The sequence below is a fragment of the Mesorhizobium sp. FG116 genome (assembly GCF_057809835.1).
In genome coordinates this window covers 13014-31332 of sequence record NZ_JBMDKS010000031.1, presented here as the reverse complement: position 1 = coordinate 31332, position 18319 = coordinate 13014, and the positions used below count along the sequence as shown (strand labels likewise).

Here is an 18319-nt window from a genome sequence, read left to right as displayed (position 1 = left end):
TCATCGGGCCTTCCGTCATGGCTTATGAAAAAAGCGACTGCGAAGCGCGTTGACGCACCGGACAAGCGGCACTACGGACGGATGGCAGGTCAATTGAGAAGGTGGTGGCATGGTGCATTATTCAAACGGCGAACCGCGTGGCGAACTGACGTTGCGCACGCTTGCCATGCCCGCCGATGCCAATGCCGCCGGCGACATATTCGGCGGCTGGGTGATGGCGCAGATGGACCTTGCCTGCGGCATCCGCGCTGCCGAGCGGGCGCGTGGGCGCGTTGTGACCGCGGCGGTCAACGAGATGGCTTTCGCCAAGGCGATGAAGGTCGGCGATACGCTGTGCATCTACACTCATGTCGAGCGCGTTGGCCGCACGTCGATCACGCTGAAGGTGGAAGCCTGGGCGCAGCGCTATCTCTCCGACCTGATGGAAAAGGTCACCTACGCCGACTTCGTCATGGTGGCGCTGGACGGCGAGGGCAAACCCAAGCCGGTGCCGGCGGAGTAAGACTCGTCTACCGGCACTGCTCTTTCAGCTTGCCGCAGCGCTGTCGAATTGCGCACGCGCGCTGTTGATGCGGCCCGTGTTGGCGCGCGCCCAATCGCTTAGCGCCGTGACGGGAACGAGCAGTTCGCGGCCGAGATCGGTCAATTCATAATCGACGCGCGGCGGAATGGTCGGAAAGACGGTGCGGGTAACGAAGCCGTCGCGTTCCAGGCTGCGCAGCGTCGTCGTCAACATCTTCTGCGAGATGCCGCCGACGGCGTGACGCAGTTCGTTGAAGCGCATCGGGCCGTTGCCCAGCGTCGCGACGACAAGGACTGTCCATTTATCTCCCACCCGTTGCAGGATGGCGCTGATGGCGCGGCAATCCTCGGTGTGGTGCAAGTGCCTCGGTTTCAAAAAAGTGCCTCCTTGCGGAACCGGATAACAGTCACTCATATAGTGCAGGTATCCAATTTATACCACCATCCTCACAGGAGAGACCACTATGACGAAACCAAAGATTGGAGTCATCATCGGCTCGACGCGCGAGGGCCGGTTTGCTGAAACGCCGGCCCATTGGGTTGCCGAGATTGCCAAGGCCAGAGGCGATCTGGACATCGAGATCATCGACCTGCGCGATTTTCCGCTGCCGTTCTTCGACGAGGTGTCTTCCTCGCTCTACAGCCCGTCCAAGAGCGAAGTGGCGCAGCGCTGGCAGAAAAAGGTTGCAGGCTTTGACGGCTTCATCATCACGGCGGCGGAATACAGCCGCGGCCCGGTTGCCGTGCTGAAGAACGCGCTCGACTACGCCTATACGGAATGGAACCGCAAGCCGGTGGCCTTTGTGGGTTACGGCGGCGTCGGTGGCGCGCGCGCCGTGGAGCAACTGCGCTTGAATGCGATCGAATTGCAGATGGCCCCGATCCGCAACGCCGTCCACATCACCTGGGGCGATTTCATCCAGGTCAGGCAGCATGGCAAGAAGCTCGAGGAATTCGAGCATCTCAATCAGGCTGCGAATGCAACCGTCGAGGAACTTGCGTGGTGGGCCAAGGTGCTGAAGACGGCCCGTTACAACGATGCCGAGACGGCACAGGCCGCCTGAGGACTTTCAGATGATAGTGGCCTGAAACTCGAGCGGGCGAAATGCTCGGATAGACCAATTTCCTCCCAAGGAAACCAAGGGGCGGTGCAGACACCGCCCCTTTTTCTATCGCGCGATTTCGCGATGGCCGGTCGGCAGTTTGGTTGCCATGACCTTGTCGATGCGGCGGCCGTCGAGATCGACGACCTCGAAGCGCCAGCCTTGCGCATCAACGCTTTCACCGACGGAAGGCAGGTGGTGCATGTGCGACAGGACGTAGCCTGCCACGGTTTCGTAATCGCGGTTTTCCGGCAGGTCGATGCCGATGACGTCAGCCATTTCGTCGGCCTGCATGTAGCCTTCCAGCAGCCACGAACCGTCTTCACGCTGGAAGGCGGCTTCGTCGGCGTCGTCCTCGTCCAGATCTGACCTGAACACGCCGGTGATGGCTTCGAGAATGTCGGCAGGGGTGACGACGCCTTCGAAATGGCCGTACTCGTCATGGACAAGCGCCATCGGCATGTCGGCTTCTTTCAGCTTGGCCAGTACGTCGAGGGCATCTGCCTGATCGTGGACGATGGGGGCCTGGCGGACATGCTTGCGCGCATCGAGCGTTTTGCCGGCGAGGAGCGTTGCAAGGATATCGCGGGTCTGGACGACGCCGATCATCGCATCGACGGACCCGTCGGCAGCCGGCAGGCGCGAATGCTGGGTTTCCATGAGAAGCTTGCGGATCGCCGCTTCATCCGACTGCACGTTGATCCAGTCGACATCGGTGCGCGGGGTCATGACGGCGCGCACGGCGCGGTCGCCGAGACGCATGACGCCGGCGATCATGCGGCGCTCGTCGGATTCGATGGTGCCGTGATGCTCGGCTTCGGCGACCAGCATCTTGATTTCCTCGTCGGTGACTTTTTCCTCGCTTTCGCCGCGCTGGCCGAGCAGCCAAAGGACCGCGCGGCCGGATATGTCGAGCAGCCAGACAAGCGGCGCTGCGATCTTGGCGAGGATGGCCATGGCGGGCGCGACCCTTGAAGCGACGCGCTCGGGATCGCGCAGCGCGATCTGCTTGGGCACCAGTTCGCCGATGATGAGCGAGCCGTAGGTGATGAGCGCCACGACGATGCCGACGCCAAGCGGATCGGCCACGCTTGGCCTGACGCCGTTTTCGGCAAGCAGGGAAGCGAGCCTTTCGCCGAGGGTGGCGCCCGAGAACGCGCCCGAAAGCACGCCGACCAGCGTGATGCCGATCTGGACCGACGACAGGAATTTGCCGGGGTTGGCGCCGAGTTCGAGGGCGCGGGCCGCACCGCCGACATTGCGGTCGATCATGGTCTTGAGGCGTGCCGGGCGGGAGGAGACGATGGCCAGTTCGGACATGGCCAACAGGCCGTTGACGCACACGAGCACGACGACGATGGCAATTTCAATGTAAAGCATGGACGCTCATTAGCATCAGACAAGGTGCGCGGCAAAGACGCCAAATGAAAATAGAAATACAAAAACCAAGAAATTGCATAATGGAAAAAGTCAGCGCTTCAAAGTGCCTACGATGACTTTTCCGTCGGTGAGGTAGGCGTCGCCGCCGCCGTTGCGGCCGTTTGAGGTTGCGCCGATGCCGTTTATCTCGCGGGTCGAGGCAAGCACCGATGCTTCAAGAAGATCGCGCATTAGGAGGTCGCGTTCGGCATCGATGTCCGGGCCAATGTGATGCGTGATCGCGCCGGTGTCATGGCTGACGCCGACGCCACGGTCGAAGCTGGCGGCACCCAGCCAGAGCGGGCGGCCATCCGCGCCAAGCTCGGGCGTTTGCCATAGGCGGACATGATGGCGCTGGTCGGCGCTTTCACCGACGGGTTTCTCAAAGGCAAGATCCTGGGCGCGGCCTTCGTAGAGGAGCTGGCTCACCGGCGCATCTGGATAGGGCCGGTCGAAGAGCACGCTTTCGCCGATCTCGATCGCGGTCTTGAGCGTGACGGCATCGGCGGTATCCCAATGGGCAAGGGCGAAGGCGCGCATGATTTCCTCGCGCGTGCCGACGAGGCCGACATTGATGGGATCGCCTGCGATGCCTTGCGGGGTGCGGGTGACCATTTCCATCGAGGTGGTGCCGGCGTGGCGGTCGCGCAACGTCCAGAATTCGGGTGCGGCGAAATAGGCGAGGCCGAGATAGGCGCCGCAGGCAAGTGCAAACCAGTTTGCAGAGCGCCGCAACAGCCGCTTGCGCTTCATCGACAGCTTATCCTGCCAGTTTCCAACGTCGCCGAAGCTGCCAGACTATCTGCAGGCGCGATAGCCATTCCTGCGGTTCTTGATGTCGAAATGGAAGTGGTTGCGGTGGTCGTAGTTGTAGCCGGGGCCGAGCACGGTGGTGAAGTAGGAGCAACCGTCGGCGCGGACGGTGTTGAGCAGGCTGCGCTCGCGGAAGGCGAACAGGCCAGGCTTGCGGACATCGATTTCCTTGCCGCTGTTCAGCTCGATGCTCATGACGTCCAGCGCGTTGCCCTTGCCGTGCTCGGACAGGACGCCTTCGCCACGGATACGGCGGCAGGAATAGCTCGATCCCTGGTGAATGGCTTTGACGCCGGAGAAATAGCGCAGGCGCGCGGCAGGCACGAGTTCGCTGCGGGTCCATGTGGCGAAGCTGGCGGCCATGGCGCAGGTGAGCGTGGCGGCGGGCTTCATCTCGACATTGCCGACGGCGGTCACCTTGACGGGATAGGCGATGCCGCACTGGCCACCGTCCTGGATGGGAGCAAGATCGGAATAGGAGACGCCGAGGCTCTTGAGGTCGTCGCGGCACTGGACCTCTTCGGTCGGCATGACGTTGCCTTCGGCAAAAGGCTGATCCATGCGCGGATAGGCGGCGGTCATGTAGGGGTTGGACGGCACCAGCGTCTGCATGCCGGAATATTGCGGCACAGTGGCGGTCTGGGTGCCGACATCCACGGCGGGCTCGAGGCTGAACACATCGCCCGACGTGCAGGCCGAAACGGTGCCAACCGCAGCCAACAGCGCCAAACGCAAGGCAAGTAGCCGCAAACGCTGCGCCTGAGGCATGCCACCCATTGCGGTGCGAGACTTCCCGAGCATCGAACGATCCCTGTCCTTTGAGGAAACAGAGATTAACCACGAAGGGTAAAGGAAAAATCAGTGCCGAAATTCATCGCTGTGGCGGGATTGCGGCAAGCTTCGCAGCCATGCGTTGAGGTTCACTGGCAGAAGGTGCCGCCGTTGCGGCGCGGTTCCAAGTCGAAGTGGAGATGGGTGGCGTGATCGGCATCGCTGCCGGGGCCGAGCACGGTCTTGAAGGGTCCGCATGCCTTTTTACGCACGGCATCCAGGAACTTCGCCTGCTTCTCACCAGGCGATGGGCCGACCTCGACGGTCGAGCCGTCCTGCAAGGTGAAGCTGGCGATGTCCAACGCATTGCCGAATGCATGTTCCGACATCTTCTGGCCGTTATGGCGGGGGCGACAGACATAGGCAGAGGCTTGGGCGATCGACTTCAAGGGCGAGCCGAGTTCTGCCGTGGCAGCGGGCGAGATGGTGTCCTTGATGAAGCGGGCAGCGGCCTCTGCCATCTGGCAGTTCATCAGGGCTTCCGGTGCGAGATCGATGGACGCGCCAAGCGATTTCACCGAAACGGGATATGGCAGCGCACAGCCCGCGTCCGCATCATGCTCGGCCTTGCGGTCCTCGAACGCAACGCCAAGCGCATTGAGGCGCTTGCGGCAGGCGAGTTCCTCCTCAGGCATGGTTTCGGCAGCCGTGGTGGCCGAGCGGGGATCGGCGAGGGGCTTGGTTGGCTTGGCAGGAGCAGCGTCCTCGTCCGCCCCGGCTCCCGGTTTTTGGGAAGGGAGAGGGGCGTCTGCGGGGGCGATAGGCTTGGCGCTGTTGTCATCGGGTCGCGGCTGCGGCACCGGAGGGGTGTCTGCTTCGTCGCTTGGCTGTGTGCCGGATTTCTCGTCCGGCCTGTTACTCTGCTCAGGAACAGGTGCGGAATGGGGAAGGCTGACAGGCTTGGCCATCGCCAATCCCGTCAGCGGCAACATCAACACTATCGGGAGCCATGCAAGGCGCGAAAAATCCATCGCCCTGCAACGGCAGCAGGGCGCGCGAGGTTGCACAGGGGGCCATCACGTTCAGTGACGGATTGTTGTCTTGCTACGGGAACTGGCCTGCTCAGATAGTGATTCCGCGTGGTCTGCCATCGCCTTGTTTCGGAATCGGTTTTGCCGGTTGGGGTGCCTATTGCTGCTGCGAATCGCGCAGGCGTCGGTCCCAATCCTCGACGGTGCGGGTGGTGATACGACGCGCGGCAAGGTCGCGCCACGATGTTGCAAGCTCCGGCAATCCGGCAAGTTCCTGCAAGGCGTCCATGTCGAGCGTGCGGGTGTAGAGCAGGTCGATGACACGCGACAGCGGCCATTCAGGCTGCGGGCGTTGTTGGAGATGGAAGTGATCGCCGGCTTCCACCTCGCCCTCTTCCAGCACGCGATAGTACCATCCTGTTCGAGCGGTTTTCTGGACGAGGTAGGCCATGTCCGGGCGCCCGAAGCGGGCATTCAACCGCCAGCATGGCTGACGGCCCTGGCTGACTTGAAGCATGGTGGACCCAAGACGGTAGATATCGCCGATGCAGATGTCGGCCTCGGTCATGCCTTGGGTCGAGATGTTTTCGCCAAAGCCCGGCGCGTCGGCCACGAGGCCGTCACCCAGCCATGCGGAATAGTGCTCACGCGGATAATGATGGAGGGCTTTTTCCGGGCCGCCGTGATGTCGGGTATCGCCCTGCTGGTCGCCCTCAAGGCCAGTCAGCGTGACATGTTGCGGCCCAGACATGCTTTTCTTGGCGATGCCGCTTGGGACGCCGCGCGGTCCAAGCGGGGCGAGCTTTCCGATGAACAAGGTGTCGATGACGACTTCCGTAGGCACGAGCTTGCGGGCTGGACTGCTATTCGGCAACGGCTTCCAACCCCTGTTCCAGCCAGTCGGCTAGTTGCGGCATTCCAAGCAGGTATTTCGCCGTTTGCCGCCATGGACGCTGCCTGGCCGTCGCCAGTGCCTCACTCCATTCGCCGGCGTCATAATCGCCACGCCCGACCCATGCGAGCGCGATCAATTCTGCGGCCTCATCGACGTTGAGATCACCGATCAGTTCCCGCAACTCCCGCTCGGTCAGGTCTTCGGATTCTTCTTCGGCGAGGCCATCGTGCTGATGAAGATCATGGCCGTCGCCATCGAACTCGACCTCATGCTCGCTGCCGTCGGCGAAATCGTCCGACATGCCGGCGCTCAGAGCTTTCGCCTTGAGAATAAACAGGCGAACCGTGTCTGGTCCGATGGAGAGTTCCCACTCTCTTTCTGCGCGATGCTGCACTGGACGCCTCCGTGCTTGTCCTTTCCGGTGTGCCTCGGCCGAGTGTTGCGATGATAGCGCATTTGCAGATTGCGTCATCCTTTGATGCTGGCGGCATGGCGTGCCGATTGACAGGGCCAGTATCCGGAATGAAATGGCGCAATTTCACCAACTGATCGGACCCCCTGACGTGGCGATGCTGTTGTCTCCCAAGATCCTGCCAATCCTGATGCTGATAGCGTCGAATGTGTTCATGACATTTGCCTGGTACGGGCATCTCAAGTTCAAGACGTCGCCCATCTACATCGCCGTGCTGGCAAGCTGGATGATCGCCTTCTTCGAATACTGGCTGGCTGTTCCGGCCAATCGCATCGGCAGCCAGGTCTATTCAACGGCGGAACTGAAGACGATGCAGGAGGTGATCACGCTTACCGTGTTTGCCATTTTCTCGGTGTTCTACCTGAAGGAAGCCCTGACGCTGAACCATGTGCTGGGCTTTGCGTTGATAGCCGGTGGCGCTGCGCTGATCTTCAAGGGCTGATGCGGCCCGCATCGGGATGAAATACGTGAGTTGAGGCGTTAACCTGCTGACACCTGTCCAAGGAGGCTTCGATGCGCACAAGATTGCTGATGCAAGTGGCGGCACTTGCCGTTTTGCCGATGGTTGCCATGCCGGCTTTTGCTGCCGGCGGCGATAGTGGTGGCACAAGCGGCGGAACGGAAACCGTGACCCAATGCAAGAAGGGCCAGGTGTTCGACAAGAAGCTGAACAAATGCGTCGAGCCCAAGCAAGGCATGCTGGACGACGACAATATCTATGATGCCGGCCACGCGCTCGCGATGGCGGGCCGCTACGACGAGGCAATCGCCGTGCTTAGCCTGGCGGAAGACAAGACCGATCCGCGCATTTTGAACTATCTCGGCTATTCGCACCGCAAGGCGGGCCGAATCACCGTTGGTCTCGGCTACTATCAGGAAGCATTGCAGAACGACCCCGACTATACGCTGGTGCGGGAATATCTTGGCGAGGCCCATCTGCAACTCGGGAACATCGCGGCGGCGCGCGAGCAACTGAGCGAAATCGAAAAGCGCGTTGGAAAGGGTGCCCGCGAATACGGCATGCTGGCCGAGCAGATCGACCATTTCTTGAAAAGCTGAGGCGCAATCGAACGGATACGCCTGATTTCGGCTGAATTCCGTGCCGATGGCCGCAAATTGGGGACCTTGGTTTTGCCGCACCCAATGGGTGTGCGGGGCCTGCTCCTGTGCGTTGCGGCCGATACGCCCTAAAGCTGATTATCCGGCTGTGATTTTAGGGCGTGAAAAAGCTGCGGCAATTGCTATATTGAGCAAATCCGAGATGTGACGGTCCCGTCGGGTGGTTCCGACGGACCGTTTTCTTTTTGTGCTTCAGAGCCATCCAGTGGAAATGGATTGGCGGCAGGAAAGGACTGGCCATGAACAAGGTGCCGATGACCGGCAAGGGCTTCGATACGCTGAAGGAGGAGTTGCGCTGGCGCCAACAGGAAGAGCGGCCACGCATCATCGAGGCGATCGCCGAGGCCCGTTCGCATGGCGATCTGTCCGAAAACGCCGAGTATCATGCCGCCAAGGAAGCGCAGAGCCTGAATGAAGGTCGCGTTGGCGAACTCGAAGACCTGATTGCCCGCGCCGAGGTAATCGATATTTCCAAGCTGAGCGGAGAAAAGATCAAGTTCGGCGCGACCGTCGTGCTCGTCGACGAGGATACGGAAGAGGAAAAAACCTACCAGATCGTTGGCGACCAGGAAGCCGACGTGAAGTCGGGCCGCATTTCGATTTCCTCGCCCATTGCACGCGCGCTGATCGGCAAGGAAGTGGGCGACGCCATCGAGGTCAATGCACCCGGCGGCGCGCGCGGCTACGAGATCGTCGACCTGCGCTGGCTCTAAGCAATGACAAGCCCGGTGCCCGCGACCCGCATTGACCTGTCGCGGGTCGAGGTTGTCGTGCCCAACTTCAAGCAGCGGCTTTCCGGCGTCACCAGCACCATCATCCAGCTTGTGCCGCTGCAGGCGGCGGAAATCGGTATCGCGACGCTGGGACCCGGCTTGCCTGATAGCCTGCCGAAAATGCGCTGGTGGCAAGTGCCGGGGCTGCTGCTGCGGCCCGACAAAGGGACGGTGCGCGTGTGGCATGCGCGCCGCAACCCGGAAATGCTGGCCGGTGTCGTCCTCAAATATGTGCTGCGGGCGCCCTTGAAGCTTTTGTTCACCTCGGCCTCGCAGCGCAAGCATACGCGCTGGACGCGCTTTCTCATTCGCCGCATGGACGCAGTGATTGCGACCAGCCGCAAGACCGCCGCCTATCTGGAGGTGCCGAACACGGTGGTGATGCATGGCATCGACATCGAACGCTTCCACAAGCCCTCCGACAAGGCTGAGGCGGTACGGGCCGTTGGCCTCGACCCGGCGCAGTTCTATGCCGGCTGTTTCGGCCGTGTCAGGCACCAGAAGGGCACGGACCTATTCGTGGACAGCATGATCGAGCTTCTGCCGCGGCATCCGCGATGGTCGGCCGTGGTGGCGGGCCGTGCGACGGCGGAACACAAGGATTTCGAGGCCGGACTACGGGCGAAGGTGGAAAAGGCCGGGCTTGCACAGCGCATCCTGTTCGTTGGCGAACATCGCGACATCGAGCGCTGGTATCGGGCGCTTTCGCTTTATATCGCGCCGCAACGCTGGGAGGGCTTCGGACTGACGCCGCTGGAAGCCATGGCCAGCGGTGTGCCGGTGGTGGCGAGCGATGTTGGGGCTTTCTCCGAACTGATCGAGGACGGCGTGACCGGCACGTTGATTGCGCGCGACGATCTTGGCGCGATGGTGGACGCGGCAGGCCGACTGATGGGCGACGACAAGGCGCGTGAAGGGGCTGCCGCAGCTTCCTTGCTGCGTGCGCACAAACTGTTTCCTTTGCAGCGGGAAGCCGAAACGCTGATAGGGATTTATAGGCGCTTGCAGGCTGGGACTTCGTCATGAGCGCGGACGGCCGCGTAACCGTAATAACGGTGGCGTACAACAGCGATGCGGTGCTCCCCAATCTGCTTGAGTCGGTTCCCGCATCCGCAAAGGCGATCGTCGTTGACAATGGCGGCGGGCAAGCCGTCGAGGATATTGCGGCCAGGTTCGATGCCCGCTTGATCCGCCTGACCGGCAATCAGGGCTTCGGGCGAGCCTGCAATGCCGGTGCTGCCGTTGCGCAGACCGAGTTCCTGTTCTTCGTCAATCCCGATGCCCGGATCGATAGCGGCTCTGTTGAAACTCTTGTTGCGGCGGCAGGTGCGCTTCCTGACGCGGTTGCGTTCAACCCCGCAATGGTCGACGGCAAGGGCAGGCGGCATTTTCGTAGGAAATCAGCGCTGTCCGACCCCAACATTCGGGTGGATGACAAGGACCCTTCGGGGCCGATACGCGTGCCGACATTGCTGGGCGGTGCGTTGTTTTGCAGGCGCGCGGCGTTCGAGAAAGTGGGCGGTTTTGACCCGGCGATTTTCCTCTACCACGAGGATGACGATTTGGCGGTGCGGCTGAACCGGGACTGTGGCCCGCTCTACTATGTTCCGGGAGCCGTCGTTCATCATGAAGGCGGCACGGGCTCTGGCCGGTCGCTCTCGGTCGCGCGGCTGAAAGGCTATCACATGGCGCGGGCGCGAGCCTATGTTCTCTCCAAGCACGGCCATGCCTTGCCGCGTGCGCGGACACTTGCGCGCGCGGCATTCGAACTGCTTTTGCCGCACAATTTCCTGTCCGCGCGGCGACGGGCAAAACACGCCGGCCAGTTTGCCGGTGCTTGGTCTGCGCTGAAAGATGGCGGTTCGTTCAAGGGCGATTGAGGAAATCAGCCGATGAGGCGTCGCGTTGGCTGACGCCGGTTCGGATCGATCCGGACCGTTCAGCCGCGCAGGTAGAAAGAGTTGTTCCGGGAACGGCCTGTCAGCCTGTAGCCTCGCTCAGCGAAGGCTGCTGCGCAAGCGGGATAGTCGATGTTTCCGGGCAGATGCTCGATAACGATGCGGCCGGGCAGCAATGCCGGGTCGCAGGTCTCTATGAAGGGGGCGAGGACGCGGTCCTCGTGACCTTCGATGTCGATCTTGAGGCCGTCGATGTGATTGACGCCTGCCTCGGCCAGGATCGAGGGCAAGGTCCGGATCGGGATGGACCCTTCGATGTCGTCCTCAAGCGATACGATTGCTACGTCGTCCTTGTGGATGCGGAGCGAACCGCTGCCTTCGTGATCGCTGACGGCACAGGGAAAGACGGAGACATTGCCGAGTGCGGAGGCGGCCGCGTTCCATTGGAGCCTTCTCGCCATCAATGGATTGGCGTCGATGGCGACGACCTTGCCATTTTCTCCAACCCGCTTTGCCAGCGGCAAGGTGTAGAGGCCGATATTCGCGCCGATGTCGACAAACGTGCCGTTTGGGCCCACACCTTCCAGCAGGAAGTCGATGTCTGCTGCATTGTAGCGGGGATGGAGCAGGAGGCCGTTCTCGATCAGATTGCCGGGGTCACGCAGGCGGTAGGCGCAGCCGCGGAACCACACGTCGACCGTTCGAGCCGGGGAGCCGGTGATGAGCTTCGTCACCCGCCGGCGGAAAGCGCCGCGATGCAGCGGCGTGGTCTTTGCAACTGCGATCAAGGTGGCCTGCCATCTGTCCGGTGCGAAGTGCCCGAATGGCAAGGTTTCGTCGGGGTCTATGACGGCCTGCTCGGTCTCGGACAGAATCCGTGCCGAGTTGGTCGGGGCGGCGCTCAAGCCTTGGCTCCGCTCGACAATCCGACCTTGCTCAACTGGTGCGTCAGGTAGCGGCTGGCCGGTCCTATGGCTGTCAGCTGCCGAGAAATAGCCAAGCCCGATGCGGCATGAGCGTCTTCATCCTCGACCGCGCCTTGCTCGAAGATGATGCCAGTCGGCGAAACCACTTTGAGTGGACGCAAGCCGACCTTGGCCGCCGCAAGCGTCAGGTTGCCCTGGTTGAAGCCGAGGACATGGGCGAAATGCAAGCTGCCGAAGCCTTTGCGAGCGAACCATTCGGCCGTATCAGGGACTTCGAGATAGACTTTTCCACCGGGTTTCAGCCACCTTGCGATGCGCTGAAGTGCAGGCAGCGGCGTGCTCAGATGCTCGAAGACGTGGAAGCTGGTGACGAGGTCAAACTCCGGCCCGTAGTCGGCTTCCTGCCAGCCAATCTGCCGCATGCGCGTGCCGAGTTGTTCGATGGCGTGCGTCGCGTAGGTTTCACCGGGTTCAAAGCCATGGGCGTCGAAGCCTGTTTCGAGCATCAAGGTGATGAATTCTCCGGAGCCTGCGCCGAAGTCGAGCGTGCGGGCGCCGTCAGGCAACAGGCCTTGCAATTGCTGGACCCGGCCCAGTGCCTCGCGCTGACGCTTGAGGATGTGTTTCTGCTTCGGTTTGGTTGACGCAAGCTGATAGTCGAAGCGGTAGTATTTCTCGTAGTAGGTGCCGAGCTCCGACTCTGTCGGCATGGGGTTGGTGTAGAAAAGGCCGCAACGGTTGCACATGACCGTGGGCAATCGTTTCAGCCTGCGGTCAATTCCGGCAACCGGCGCAAATGAACGCTCCCCGCAAACAGGGCAGGGCACCACTTCACCCGAATAGGGGTAGCGGGTCATCGGCAGCATGTATCTGGCAATCGAGAAGATATTCATAGGCTGTCGGAATGGCTCAAAAATAATCCGGCAGGTGATACTTCACCCCAAGTCGAATAGCTATAGGGGCAGCCCCGGCTAAATCTCTACCGGAACTTCGTCCTTGATCTTGCGAATGGTGAGCGCCGTGCGCACGGTGCCGACATTCGGCGTGGAGGTCAGTTCCTCGATGACGAAGGTCTGGAAAGTGCCGATGTCGCTGGTCACGCAGTGCAGCAGGAAGTCGGATTCGCCCGATACCATCCAGGCCTCGCGCACGATTGGCCAGGCGCGCGTGCGCTCGGCAAAGGCTTTCAGTTCCGCATCGGCCTGATGGTGCAGACCGATCAGGCAGAAGGCGACCACTTCCATGCCAAGCGAGGGGGCGTCGAGCAGGGCACGGAAACCGCGGATGATGCCTTTTTCTTCCAGCCGGCGGACGCGCCGCAGGCAGGGAGGGGCTGAGATGCCGACCCTTTGCGACAACTCGACATTGGTCATGCGGCCGTCATTTTGCAGTTCGCGCAGTATCTTCCAGTCGATGGCGTCTAGGTCAGCCTTGATCGGCATTTGGGAAAGTCCGCTGCGCAAGAATCTGTCGTTCATCGGTAATTAAACGACTTTTTGCCGCACGCCAGCGTTTTCACGCGCGATTTCGCGGGTTTCCAACGCTTCGAGAGGCCATTTGGGGTAATAACCTTTCCGGGGACACTTTGCGCACCTCCTTGCTGGCTCGGCGGCCAACACTTACATTGCGCATTCAAGATTTCAGCCAGTTGCGGGCCGCATGACGGTTCGCTTTCGCGAAGGCCGCTCCATGACCGTCAAGCACGCCCCCGTTCTCATCATCGGCTCAGGCCCGGCCGGCTATACCGCCGCGATCTATGCCGCGCGCGCCATGCTGAAGCCGGTTCTGGTGGCCGGACTGCAGCAGGGCGGGCAGCTGATGATCACCACCGATGTCGAGAACTATCCGGGCTTTGCCGAGCCGATCCAGGGGCCATGGCTGATGAGCGAGATGCTCAAGCAGGCCGAACATGTGGGCACCGAAATCATCAACGACATCATCGTCGAGGTGAATATCGACCAGCGTCCGTTCGTCGCCAAGGGCGATTCCGGCACGACCTACACGGCCGATGCACTGATCATCGCGACCGGCGCACAGGCAAAATGGCTCGGCATTCCCAGCGAACAGACCTTCATGGGTTTTGGTGTTTCGGCCTGTGCCACCTGCGACGGCTTCTTCTATCGCGGCAAGGATGTGGCGGTGATCGGCGGCGGCAATTCGGCGGTCGAGGAAGCGCTTTATCTCGCCAATCTGGCAAAGAACGTGACCGTCATCCATCGGCGCAGCGAGTTCCGCTCCGAGCGCATCCTGCGCGAACGGTTGATGGCGAAGGAAAACGTCAACGTGATCTGGGACACGGTGGTTGATGAAATCACGGGCCGCCCGGGCAAGACGCCGTTGCCGCCTTCCGTTGAGGGTTTGAAGCTCAAGAACGTGGTGACCGGGCAAGAGAGCCAGCTCAAGGTGGACGGCGTGTTCGTTGCGATCGGACACGCGCCCTCGGTCGAGCTTTTCGTCGGCAAGCTGAAGCAGAAGTCGAACGGCTATCTGTGGACGGCGCCGGATTCGACGCGCACGGATGTGCCGGGCGTGTTCGCGGCAGGCGACGTGACCGATGACATCTACCGCCAGGCGGTGACGGCGGCGGGCATGGGCTGCATGGCTGCGCTTGAGGCGGAGAAGTATCTGGCCGGAATAGAGGTACATCGGGAAGCGGCGGAGTAAGCCGCAAAGAAGCCCTATTTCTTCATCAAACGCCGCACAGAACGAGGGGAATCATGGCGTTAGATTGGGACAAGTTACGCGTGTTTCACGCAGCGGCGGAGGCTGGTTCCTTCACCCATGCTGCCGAGACGCTGCATCTTTCGCAATCTGCGATCTCCAGGCAAGTGAGTGCGCTCGAACATGACGTCGGCGTGCCCCTGTTCAACCGGCATGCGCGCGGCCTTGTGCTGACCGAACAGGGTGAAATGCTTTTCCGCACGGCACACGATGTGCTGATGAAACTGGAAACGATCAAGTCGCGGCTGTCGGAAACAAAGGACCTTCCTACCGGCATATTGCGGGTGACGACCACGGTCGGCCTCGGCACCGGCTGGCTGACCGAGCGGGCGAAGGAATTTCTCGACCTTTTCCCCGAGATCAATTTACAGCTGGTGCTGACCAATGAGGAACTCGACCTCACCATGCGGCAGGCCGATTGCGCGGTCAGGCTGCGCCAGCCGCAACAGCCGGACCTGATCCAGCGCAGGCTGTTTACCGTGCACCTGCATGTGTTTGCTTCGCAGGCTTATCTCGACAAGCACGGCGTGCCGAAGTCGGCTGCCGATCTCGACCACCACCGGATCGTCACCTTCGGCGAGCCGGTGCCGCCTTATCTCGCCGGCCTCAATGCGCTCGAAACCGTCGGGCGGCCCGATGGCGACAAGCGCCCGACCGTGCTGCAGATCAATGATTTGATGTCGATCCGGCGTGCGGTAAAGCGCGGTGTCGGCATCGCCATGCTGCCTGACTATATGGCGGGCAAGGATTCCGGCCTTGTGCCGGTGCTGGAGGAACTGGAAGGGCCGTCCTTCGACACCTTCTTCGTCTATCCCGAGGCGATGAAGAACCAGGCCAAGCTGAAGGCGTTTCGCGACTTCATGTTCGCCAAGGCGCGCAACTGGTCCTACTGACCCGATTTCGGGATGCCTGAGCGACAGGCAGCCGCCGCACTGAAATTCCGCTGAAGCCCGAGTTTGGCGCTGAGGAGGGGTGTCCTTGCCCTGAAAACCGGCGATTTTCTTCCAAATCAGCCCGGTTTCTGGCCTTATTGGCGCGAAATTGGTCTTGGACCACAGCCTGTGTCTTTTTGCATGTGTGCGTTGCAAAATAGATGCTTGTTTCTGAGGCAGGAGGGTCCCATATATTGTGCATCTCCTGAGCGCGTTCTCCTCCCATTAGCGCTCACGAGTGTTCCCCTCTGGAGGTTTAGCCCTTGTGGGCACTTCCAATCAACTCAGCCGGATCTTCTTGGATCCGGCTTTTTTGTTGCCTGCATTCAGCCGCGACTGGATGCGCGGTGTGCCTTCAGCAAACATCCAAGCCAACCCTTCAGTTTAGCGCCGTCCCCAGGACGATCGGCGGTTCGGCTTCAATGCAGCCTGGCGGCTCCCGGAACTGCTTCATCACCTGCCGTTCTCTTGGGCATCCCAGACCCGCCATCGACACGGAAGGAGACGTGTTCGTGGCGCGTAACAGTCATGTAACCCCTGTAACATGACGCCCGCTTTCGTTCTTGACTAAGGATTAGGCAGGACGCGGCGTGGCGGTTCGGGCGATGGGGGCATCGCTCGCATCGCGGGCTCAGGTAGCCGCCGCGTCCAGCTTTTTCCTGCCGGTGGAAACCGGCCGAGGGATCGCTTCACTGAGTTGTGGTGGTCTCGGATTCGGCGGAAGCCTGGAGTGGGTTTCTCCGCAGTTTGCCAATATGCGGCGGACCTGCCGTTACCTCCCCGGGAACGGTCCGCAACAAACGGCGCCCGGTTGAACCGGACGCCGTTTGTGGTTCTGGACCTCAAGCAGCCTTGCCGTTTGCATTCATGGCATCGTCAGCCAGCCGACCGGTCAGCTCCGCCATGTGGCCGAAGCTGGCGCTATAAGTGGCGACACCTGCCGTTGCCGAGCGAAGCTCGATGATGAGATCGCCGATCTCAGCTTGCGGCATGGTTGCCTCGACGACATCCCAGCCCGGCCAGCCTTCACGCGCGTCGTAGCCCAGTATCTGGCCGCGCCGTTGCGGGATGAGGGCGATGATCTTTGCCGTGGCATCGGATGGGGTGAGGATCACCACTTTCATCACCGGTTCGAGCAGCACCGGCGAGCAGGCGGCCATGCCTTCCTTCATGGCGAGCTTTGCCGCCATCTGGAAAGCCATGTCAGAGGAATCGACAGCGTGATAGGAGCCGTCGGAGAGGTTGACTGCGACATCGACGACGGGAAAGCCCATCGGGCCCGATTTCAGATAGTCGCGGATGCCTGTCTCGACCGACTGGATATAGGTCTTGGGCACGACACCGCCAGTGATCGTGTCGGTGAACTGGAAACCGCTGCCGCGGGCCAACGGCTTGATCTGCAACACCACATCCCCGAACTGGCCGTGGCCGCCGGACTGCTTCTTGTGACGCCCGCGTTGCTCGACCGGTTTGCGGATCGTTTCGCGGTACGGCACCGCAGGGGCGTGACCCTCGACCGGAATCTGGTTCTTGCCCTCCAGGCGCTCGCGGACAACACGCAGGTGCATCTCGCCATGCCCGGAAAGGATGGTTTCCGCCGAATCCTGATTGTGATGAAGGTTGAGCGAGGGGTCTTCCTCGGCCAGCCGCTGGATGGCTGCCGACATTTTCACATCGTCCTTGCGTTCCTTTGGACGCAACGCGAAGGCATAGACGGGCTGAGGCGGCGTGAGTTCTACAAGAGGTGCGATCCCGCCCTTGGCGGAGGTCAAGGTCTGGCCGGTGCGCACATCGTCCAGCTTGCCGAGCGCCACGGTGTCGCCGGTCGATGCCGAAGGCAGCTTCGACTGATCCTTGCCCAGCATGCGGTAGATGCCGGACACCTTGTTGATCTCGCCGTTGGAAAGATAAAGTTCGCTGCCGTCGGCGACCTGGCCGGACAGGATGCGCGAGACGGAAAGCTTGCCGCCATGCGCGGTATGAATGGTCTTCATGACCTGAACGACCGTAGCGTTGCCCTCCGGTGCACCAAGCCGCTTGCGGGTCGCTTCGATGTCGGGTGCGTCGTGGCGGATCGCCTTAAGCAAGCGCAGCACGCCGTTGCCTTTCTCGGCGGTGCCGATCAGTACAGGCGTGACGGAGCCGTCGCGAAGGTCGGCGGCGAGGTCGTCGAAGATGGCATCCTTCGGCGGCTCGACTTCTTCCAGCAGTTGCTCCATCAGATGATCGTCATGATCGGCCAGCGTTTCGAGCATTGAGAAACGGGCCTCCAACTCGCGGGCCTTGTCGTCGCCCGGAATTTCCGCGACTTCGCTTTCGGCGTATTCGCGGTAGATATAGGCGCGCTCCAGCGCGAGATCGATCGAGCCGATGACGATGCCGTCCTTGCGCAAGGGAATCTGCCGCAAAAGCAGCGGCAAGGTGCTGGCGGGCTGCAGCATCTTCAGCGTTTCGCGGACGCCTGCGATCGACTTGTCGATCTTGTTGAGGAACAGGATGCGCGGCACGCGAAGTTCGTCCAGGCGGCGCATGATGAGCTGCAGGGCAGGGATCTTCTTTTCGTCGGCCTCGGCCACCACGACGGCCACGTCGCAGGCGGCGAGCACGGGTTCGGCCTCGAAGGCGAATTCGATCGAGCCGGGGCAATCGACGAAGGTGAGGGTGTCGCCCATGAATTCGGTGGTGGCGACCGTCGCCTCCACGCTCATGGCGTGGGCGCGCGCTTCGGCGGAATGATCGGAAACGGTGTTGCCGGATGAGACCGGGTTTTGGCGCGGGATTGCGCCGGTGCGGGCAAGGATGGCTTCGAGAAGTGTCGTCTTACCGCTTGAGAAGGGACCGACTATGGCGATGCATTTCGGTCCCGTGCGTCGTCCTCCGGCGCGATTACCCATGACTGACCTCCGCTCAGGCGTTTTTTCAGG

The 18319-nt window shown here is 61.5% G+C and carries 20 protein-coding genes; 9 read left to right on the top strand and 11 right to left on the bottom strand.

Translation table 11 applies throughout. The features are described from left to right. The first annotated feature begins 109 nt into the window (after nucleotides 1-109). A complete protein-coding gene (locus ACODTY_RS20100) occupies nucleotides 110-502 on the top strand; it encodes an acyl-CoA thioesterase (RefSeq protein WP_056236798.1) in 393 nt (130 codons plus the stop codon). Nucleotides 503-526: 24 nt separating this feature from the next. On the opposite strand, the gene ACODTY_RS20095 is transcribed toward ACODTY_RS20100, so the two are convergent. Then, the gene (locus tag ACODTY_RS20095) at nucleotides 527-898 is read right to left on the bottom strand and encodes a winged helix-turn-helix transcriptional regulator (protein ID WP_488995972.1); all 372 of its coding nucleotides are present in this window, start codon (nucleotides 896-898) and stop codon (nucleotides 527-529) included. 88 nt (nucleotides 899-986) lie between these two features. On the opposite strand from ACODTY_RS20095, the gene ACODTY_RS20090 reads away from it, so the two are divergent. Next, entirely contained in the window at nucleotides 987-1586 is a 600-nt protein-coding gene (locus tag ACODTY_RS20090) for an NADPH-dependent FMN reductase (RefSeq protein WP_488995971.1), read from the top strand. 105 nt (nucleotides 1587-1691) lie between these two features. Here the strand turns inward: ACODTY_RS20090 and ACODTY_RS20085 are convergent, their stop codons facing one another. The 6 genes from ACODTY_RS20085 to ACODTY_RS20060 form a co-directional block, all read right to left on the bottom strand. Then, nucleotides 1692-3005, bottom strand: a complete 1314-nt coding sequence (locus ACODTY_RS20085; protein WP_488995970.1) for a hemolysin family protein — start codon at nucleotides 3003-3005, stop codon at nucleotides 1692-1694. Nucleotides 3006-3095: 90 nt separating this feature from the next. After that, nucleotides 3096-3797 (bottom strand): LssY C-terminal domain-containing protein, encoded by a 702-nt coding sequence (locus tag ACODTY_RS20080; RefSeq protein ID WP_488995969.1) that lies wholly within the window; start codon nucleotides 3795-3797, stop codon nucleotides 3096-3098. Between the two features lie 45 nt (nucleotides 3798-3842). After that, nucleotides 3843-4658, bottom strand: coding sequence for an extensin-like domain-containing protein (locus ACODTY_RS20075; protein ID WP_488995968.1), 816 nt, complete (start codon nucleotides 4656-4658; stop codon nucleotides 3843-3845). A gap of 119 nt (nucleotides 4659-4777) precedes the next feature. Beyond that, the gene (locus tag ACODTY_RS20070; protein WP_488995967.1) at nucleotides 4778-5620 is read right to left on the bottom strand and encodes an extensin-like domain-containing protein; all 843 of its coding nucleotides are present in this window, start codon (nucleotides 5618-5620) and stop codon (nucleotides 4778-4780) included. Between the two features lie 196 nt (nucleotides 5621-5816). Next, nucleotides 5817-6533 carry an MOSC domain-containing protein gene (locus ACODTY_RS20065; RefSeq protein WP_488995966.1) on the bottom strand — a complete coding sequence of 239 codons (717 nt, stop codon included), beginning with the start codon at nucleotides 6531-6533 and terminating at the stop codon, nucleotides 5817-5819. Next, entirely contained in the window at nucleotides 6523-6948 is a 426-nt protein-coding gene (locus tag ACODTY_RS20060) for a DUF3775 domain-containing protein (RefSeq protein WP_488995965.1), read from the bottom strand. Before ACODTY_RS20060 ends, ACODTY_RS20065 begins: the two co-directional genes overlap by 11 nt. A gap of 169 nt (nucleotides 6949-7117) precedes the next feature. Between ACODTY_RS20060 and ACODTY_RS20055 the strand changes: the two genes are divergently transcribed. From ACODTY_RS20055 to ACODTY_RS20035, 5 genes are all read left to right on the top strand, one after another. After that, on the top strand, nucleotides 7118-7468 hold the full coding sequence (locus tag ACODTY_RS20055; protein WP_488995990.1) for a DMT family protein: 351 nt from the start codon (nucleotides 7118-7120) through the stop codon (nucleotides 7466-7468). Between the two features lie 71 nt (nucleotides 7469-7539). Then, a complete protein-coding gene (locus tag ACODTY_RS20050; RefSeq protein ID WP_488995964.1) occupies nucleotides 7540-8085 on the top strand; it encodes a tetratricopeptide repeat protein in 546 nt (181 codons plus the stop codon). A gap of 299 nt (nucleotides 8086-8384) precedes the next feature. Further along, on the top strand, nucleotides 8385-8858 hold the full coding sequence (gene greA, locus ACODTY_RS20045) for a transcription elongation factor GreA (protein WP_056236824.1): 474 nt from the start codon (nucleotides 8385-8387) through the stop codon (nucleotides 8856-8858). 3 nt (nucleotides 8859-8861) lie between these two features. Further along, on the top strand, nucleotides 8862-9944 hold the full coding sequence (locus ACODTY_RS20040; RefSeq protein ID WP_488995963.1) for a glycosyltransferase family 4 protein: 1083 nt from the start codon (nucleotides 8862-8864) through the stop codon (nucleotides 9942-9944). Next, nucleotides 9941-10798, top strand: a complete 858-nt coding sequence (locus tag ACODTY_RS20035; protein WP_488995962.1) for a glycosyltransferase family 2 protein — start codon at nucleotides 9941-9943, stop codon at nucleotides 10796-10798. Before ACODTY_RS20040 ends, ACODTY_RS20035 begins: the two co-directional genes overlap by 4 nt. Nucleotides 10799-10857: 59 nt before the next feature. Here ACODTY_RS20035 and ACODTY_RS20030 read toward each other — a convergent pair whose 3' ends face one another. The 3 genes from ACODTY_RS20030 to ACODTY_RS20020 all read right to left on the bottom strand — a co-directional run bounded on the left by ACODTY_RS20030 (nucleotide 10858) and on the right by ACODTY_RS20020 (nucleotide 13184). Beyond that, nucleotides 10858-11721, bottom strand: a complete 864-nt coding sequence (locus ACODTY_RS20030) for an FkbM family methyltransferase (RefSeq protein ID WP_488995961.1) — start codon at nucleotides 11719-11721, stop codon at nucleotides 10858-10860. Continuing rightward, nucleotides 11718-12635 (bottom strand): class I SAM-dependent methyltransferase, encoded by a 918-nt coding sequence (locus ACODTY_RS20025; protein ID WP_488995960.1) that lies wholly within the window; start codon nucleotides 12633-12635, stop codon nucleotides 11718-11720. The genes ACODTY_RS20030 and ACODTY_RS20025 overlap by 4 nt, the downstream gene beginning before the upstream one ends. 78 nt (nucleotides 12636-12713) lie before the next feature. Continuing rightward, the gene (locus ACODTY_RS20020) at nucleotides 12714-13184 is read right to left on the bottom strand and encodes an Lrp/AsnC family transcriptional regulator (RefSeq protein WP_056236844.1); all 471 of its coding nucleotides are present in this window, start codon (nucleotides 13182-13184) and stop codon (nucleotides 12714-12716) included. Nucleotides 13185-13431: 247 nt separating this feature from the next. On the opposite strand from ACODTY_RS20020, the gene trxB reads away from it, so the two are divergent. After that, on the top strand, nucleotides 13432-14406 hold the full coding sequence (gene trxB / locus ACODTY_RS20015; RefSeq protein WP_488995989.1) for a thioredoxin-disulfide reductase: 975 nt from the start codon (nucleotides 13432-13434) through the stop codon (nucleotides 14404-14406). 53 nt (nucleotides 14407-14459) lie between these two features. After that, nucleotides 14460-15356, top strand: coding sequence for a LysR family transcriptional regulator (locus ACODTY_RS20010; protein WP_488995959.1), 897 nt, complete (start codon nucleotides 14460-14462; stop codon nucleotides 15354-15356). Nucleotides 15357-16237: 881 nt separating this feature from the next. On the opposite strand, the gene ACODTY_RS20005 is transcribed toward ACODTY_RS20010, so the two are convergent. Next, complete coding sequence (locus tag ACODTY_RS20005) at nucleotides 16238-18289, bottom strand: elongation factor G (protein ID WP_488995958.1); 2052 nt, start codon at nucleotides 18287-18289, stop codon at nucleotides 16238-16240. Between the last annotated feature and the right edge of the window lie 30 nt (nucleotides 18290-18319).

Coding starts and splice junctions, on each gene's coding strand:
- ACODTY_RS20025 (WP_488995960.1), bottom strand. CDS start 12,635: ATGAATATCTTCTCGATTGCCAGATACATGCTGCCGATGACCCGCTAC.
- ACODTY_RS20080 (WP_488995969.1), bottom strand. CDS start 3,797: ATGAAGCGCAAGCGGCTGTTGCGGCGCTCTGCAAACTGGTTTGCACTT.
- ACODTY_RS20100 (WP_056236798.1), top strand. CDS start 110: ATGGTGCATTATTCAAACGGCGAACCGCGTGGCGAACTGACGTTGCGC.
- ACODTY_RS20090 (WP_488995971.1), top strand. CDS start 987: ATGACGAAACCAAAGATTGGAGTCATCATCGGCTCGACGCGCGAGGGC.
- ACODTY_RS20020 (WP_056236844.1), bottom strand. CDS start 13,184: ATGCCGATCAAGGCTGACCTAGACGCCATCGACTGGAAGATACTGCGC.
- ACODTY_RS20070 (WP_488995967.1), bottom strand. CDS start 5,620: ATGTTGCCGCTGACGGGATTGGCGATGGCCAAGCCTGTCAGCCTTCCC.
- ACODTY_RS20085 (WP_488995970.1), bottom strand. CDS start 3,005: ATGCTTTACATTGAAATTGCCATCGTCGTCGTGCTCGTGTGCGTCAAC.
- ACODTY_RS20005 (WP_488995958.1), bottom strand. CDS start 18,289: ATGGGTAATCGCGCCGGAGGACGACGCACGGGACCGAAATGCATCGCC.
- greA (WP_056236824.1), top strand. CDS start 8,385: ATGAACAAGGTGCCGATGACCGGCAAGGGCTTCGATACGCTGAAGGAG.
- ACODTY_RS20075 (WP_488995968.1), bottom strand. CDS start 4,658: ATGCTCGGGAAGTCTCGCACCGCAATGGGTGGCATGCCTCAGGCGCAG.
- trxB (WP_488995989.1), top strand. CDS start 13,432: ATGACCGTCAAGCACGCCCCCGTTCTCATCATCGGCTCAGGCCCGGCC.
- ACODTY_RS20010 (WP_488995959.1), top strand. CDS start 14,460: ATGGCGTTAGATTGGGACAAGTTACGCGTGTTTCACGCAGCGGCGGAG.
- ACODTY_RS20040 (WP_488995963.1), top strand. CDS start 8,862: ATGACAAGCCCGGTGCCCGCGACCCGCATTGACCTGTCGCGGGTCGAG.
- ACODTY_RS20050 (WP_488995964.1), top strand. CDS start 7,540: ATGCGCACAAGATTGCTGATGCAAGTGGCGGCACTTGCCGTTTTGCCG.
- ACODTY_RS20035 (WP_488995962.1), top strand. CDS start 9,941: ATGAGCGCGGACGGCCGCGTAACCGTAATAACGGTGGCGTACAACAGC.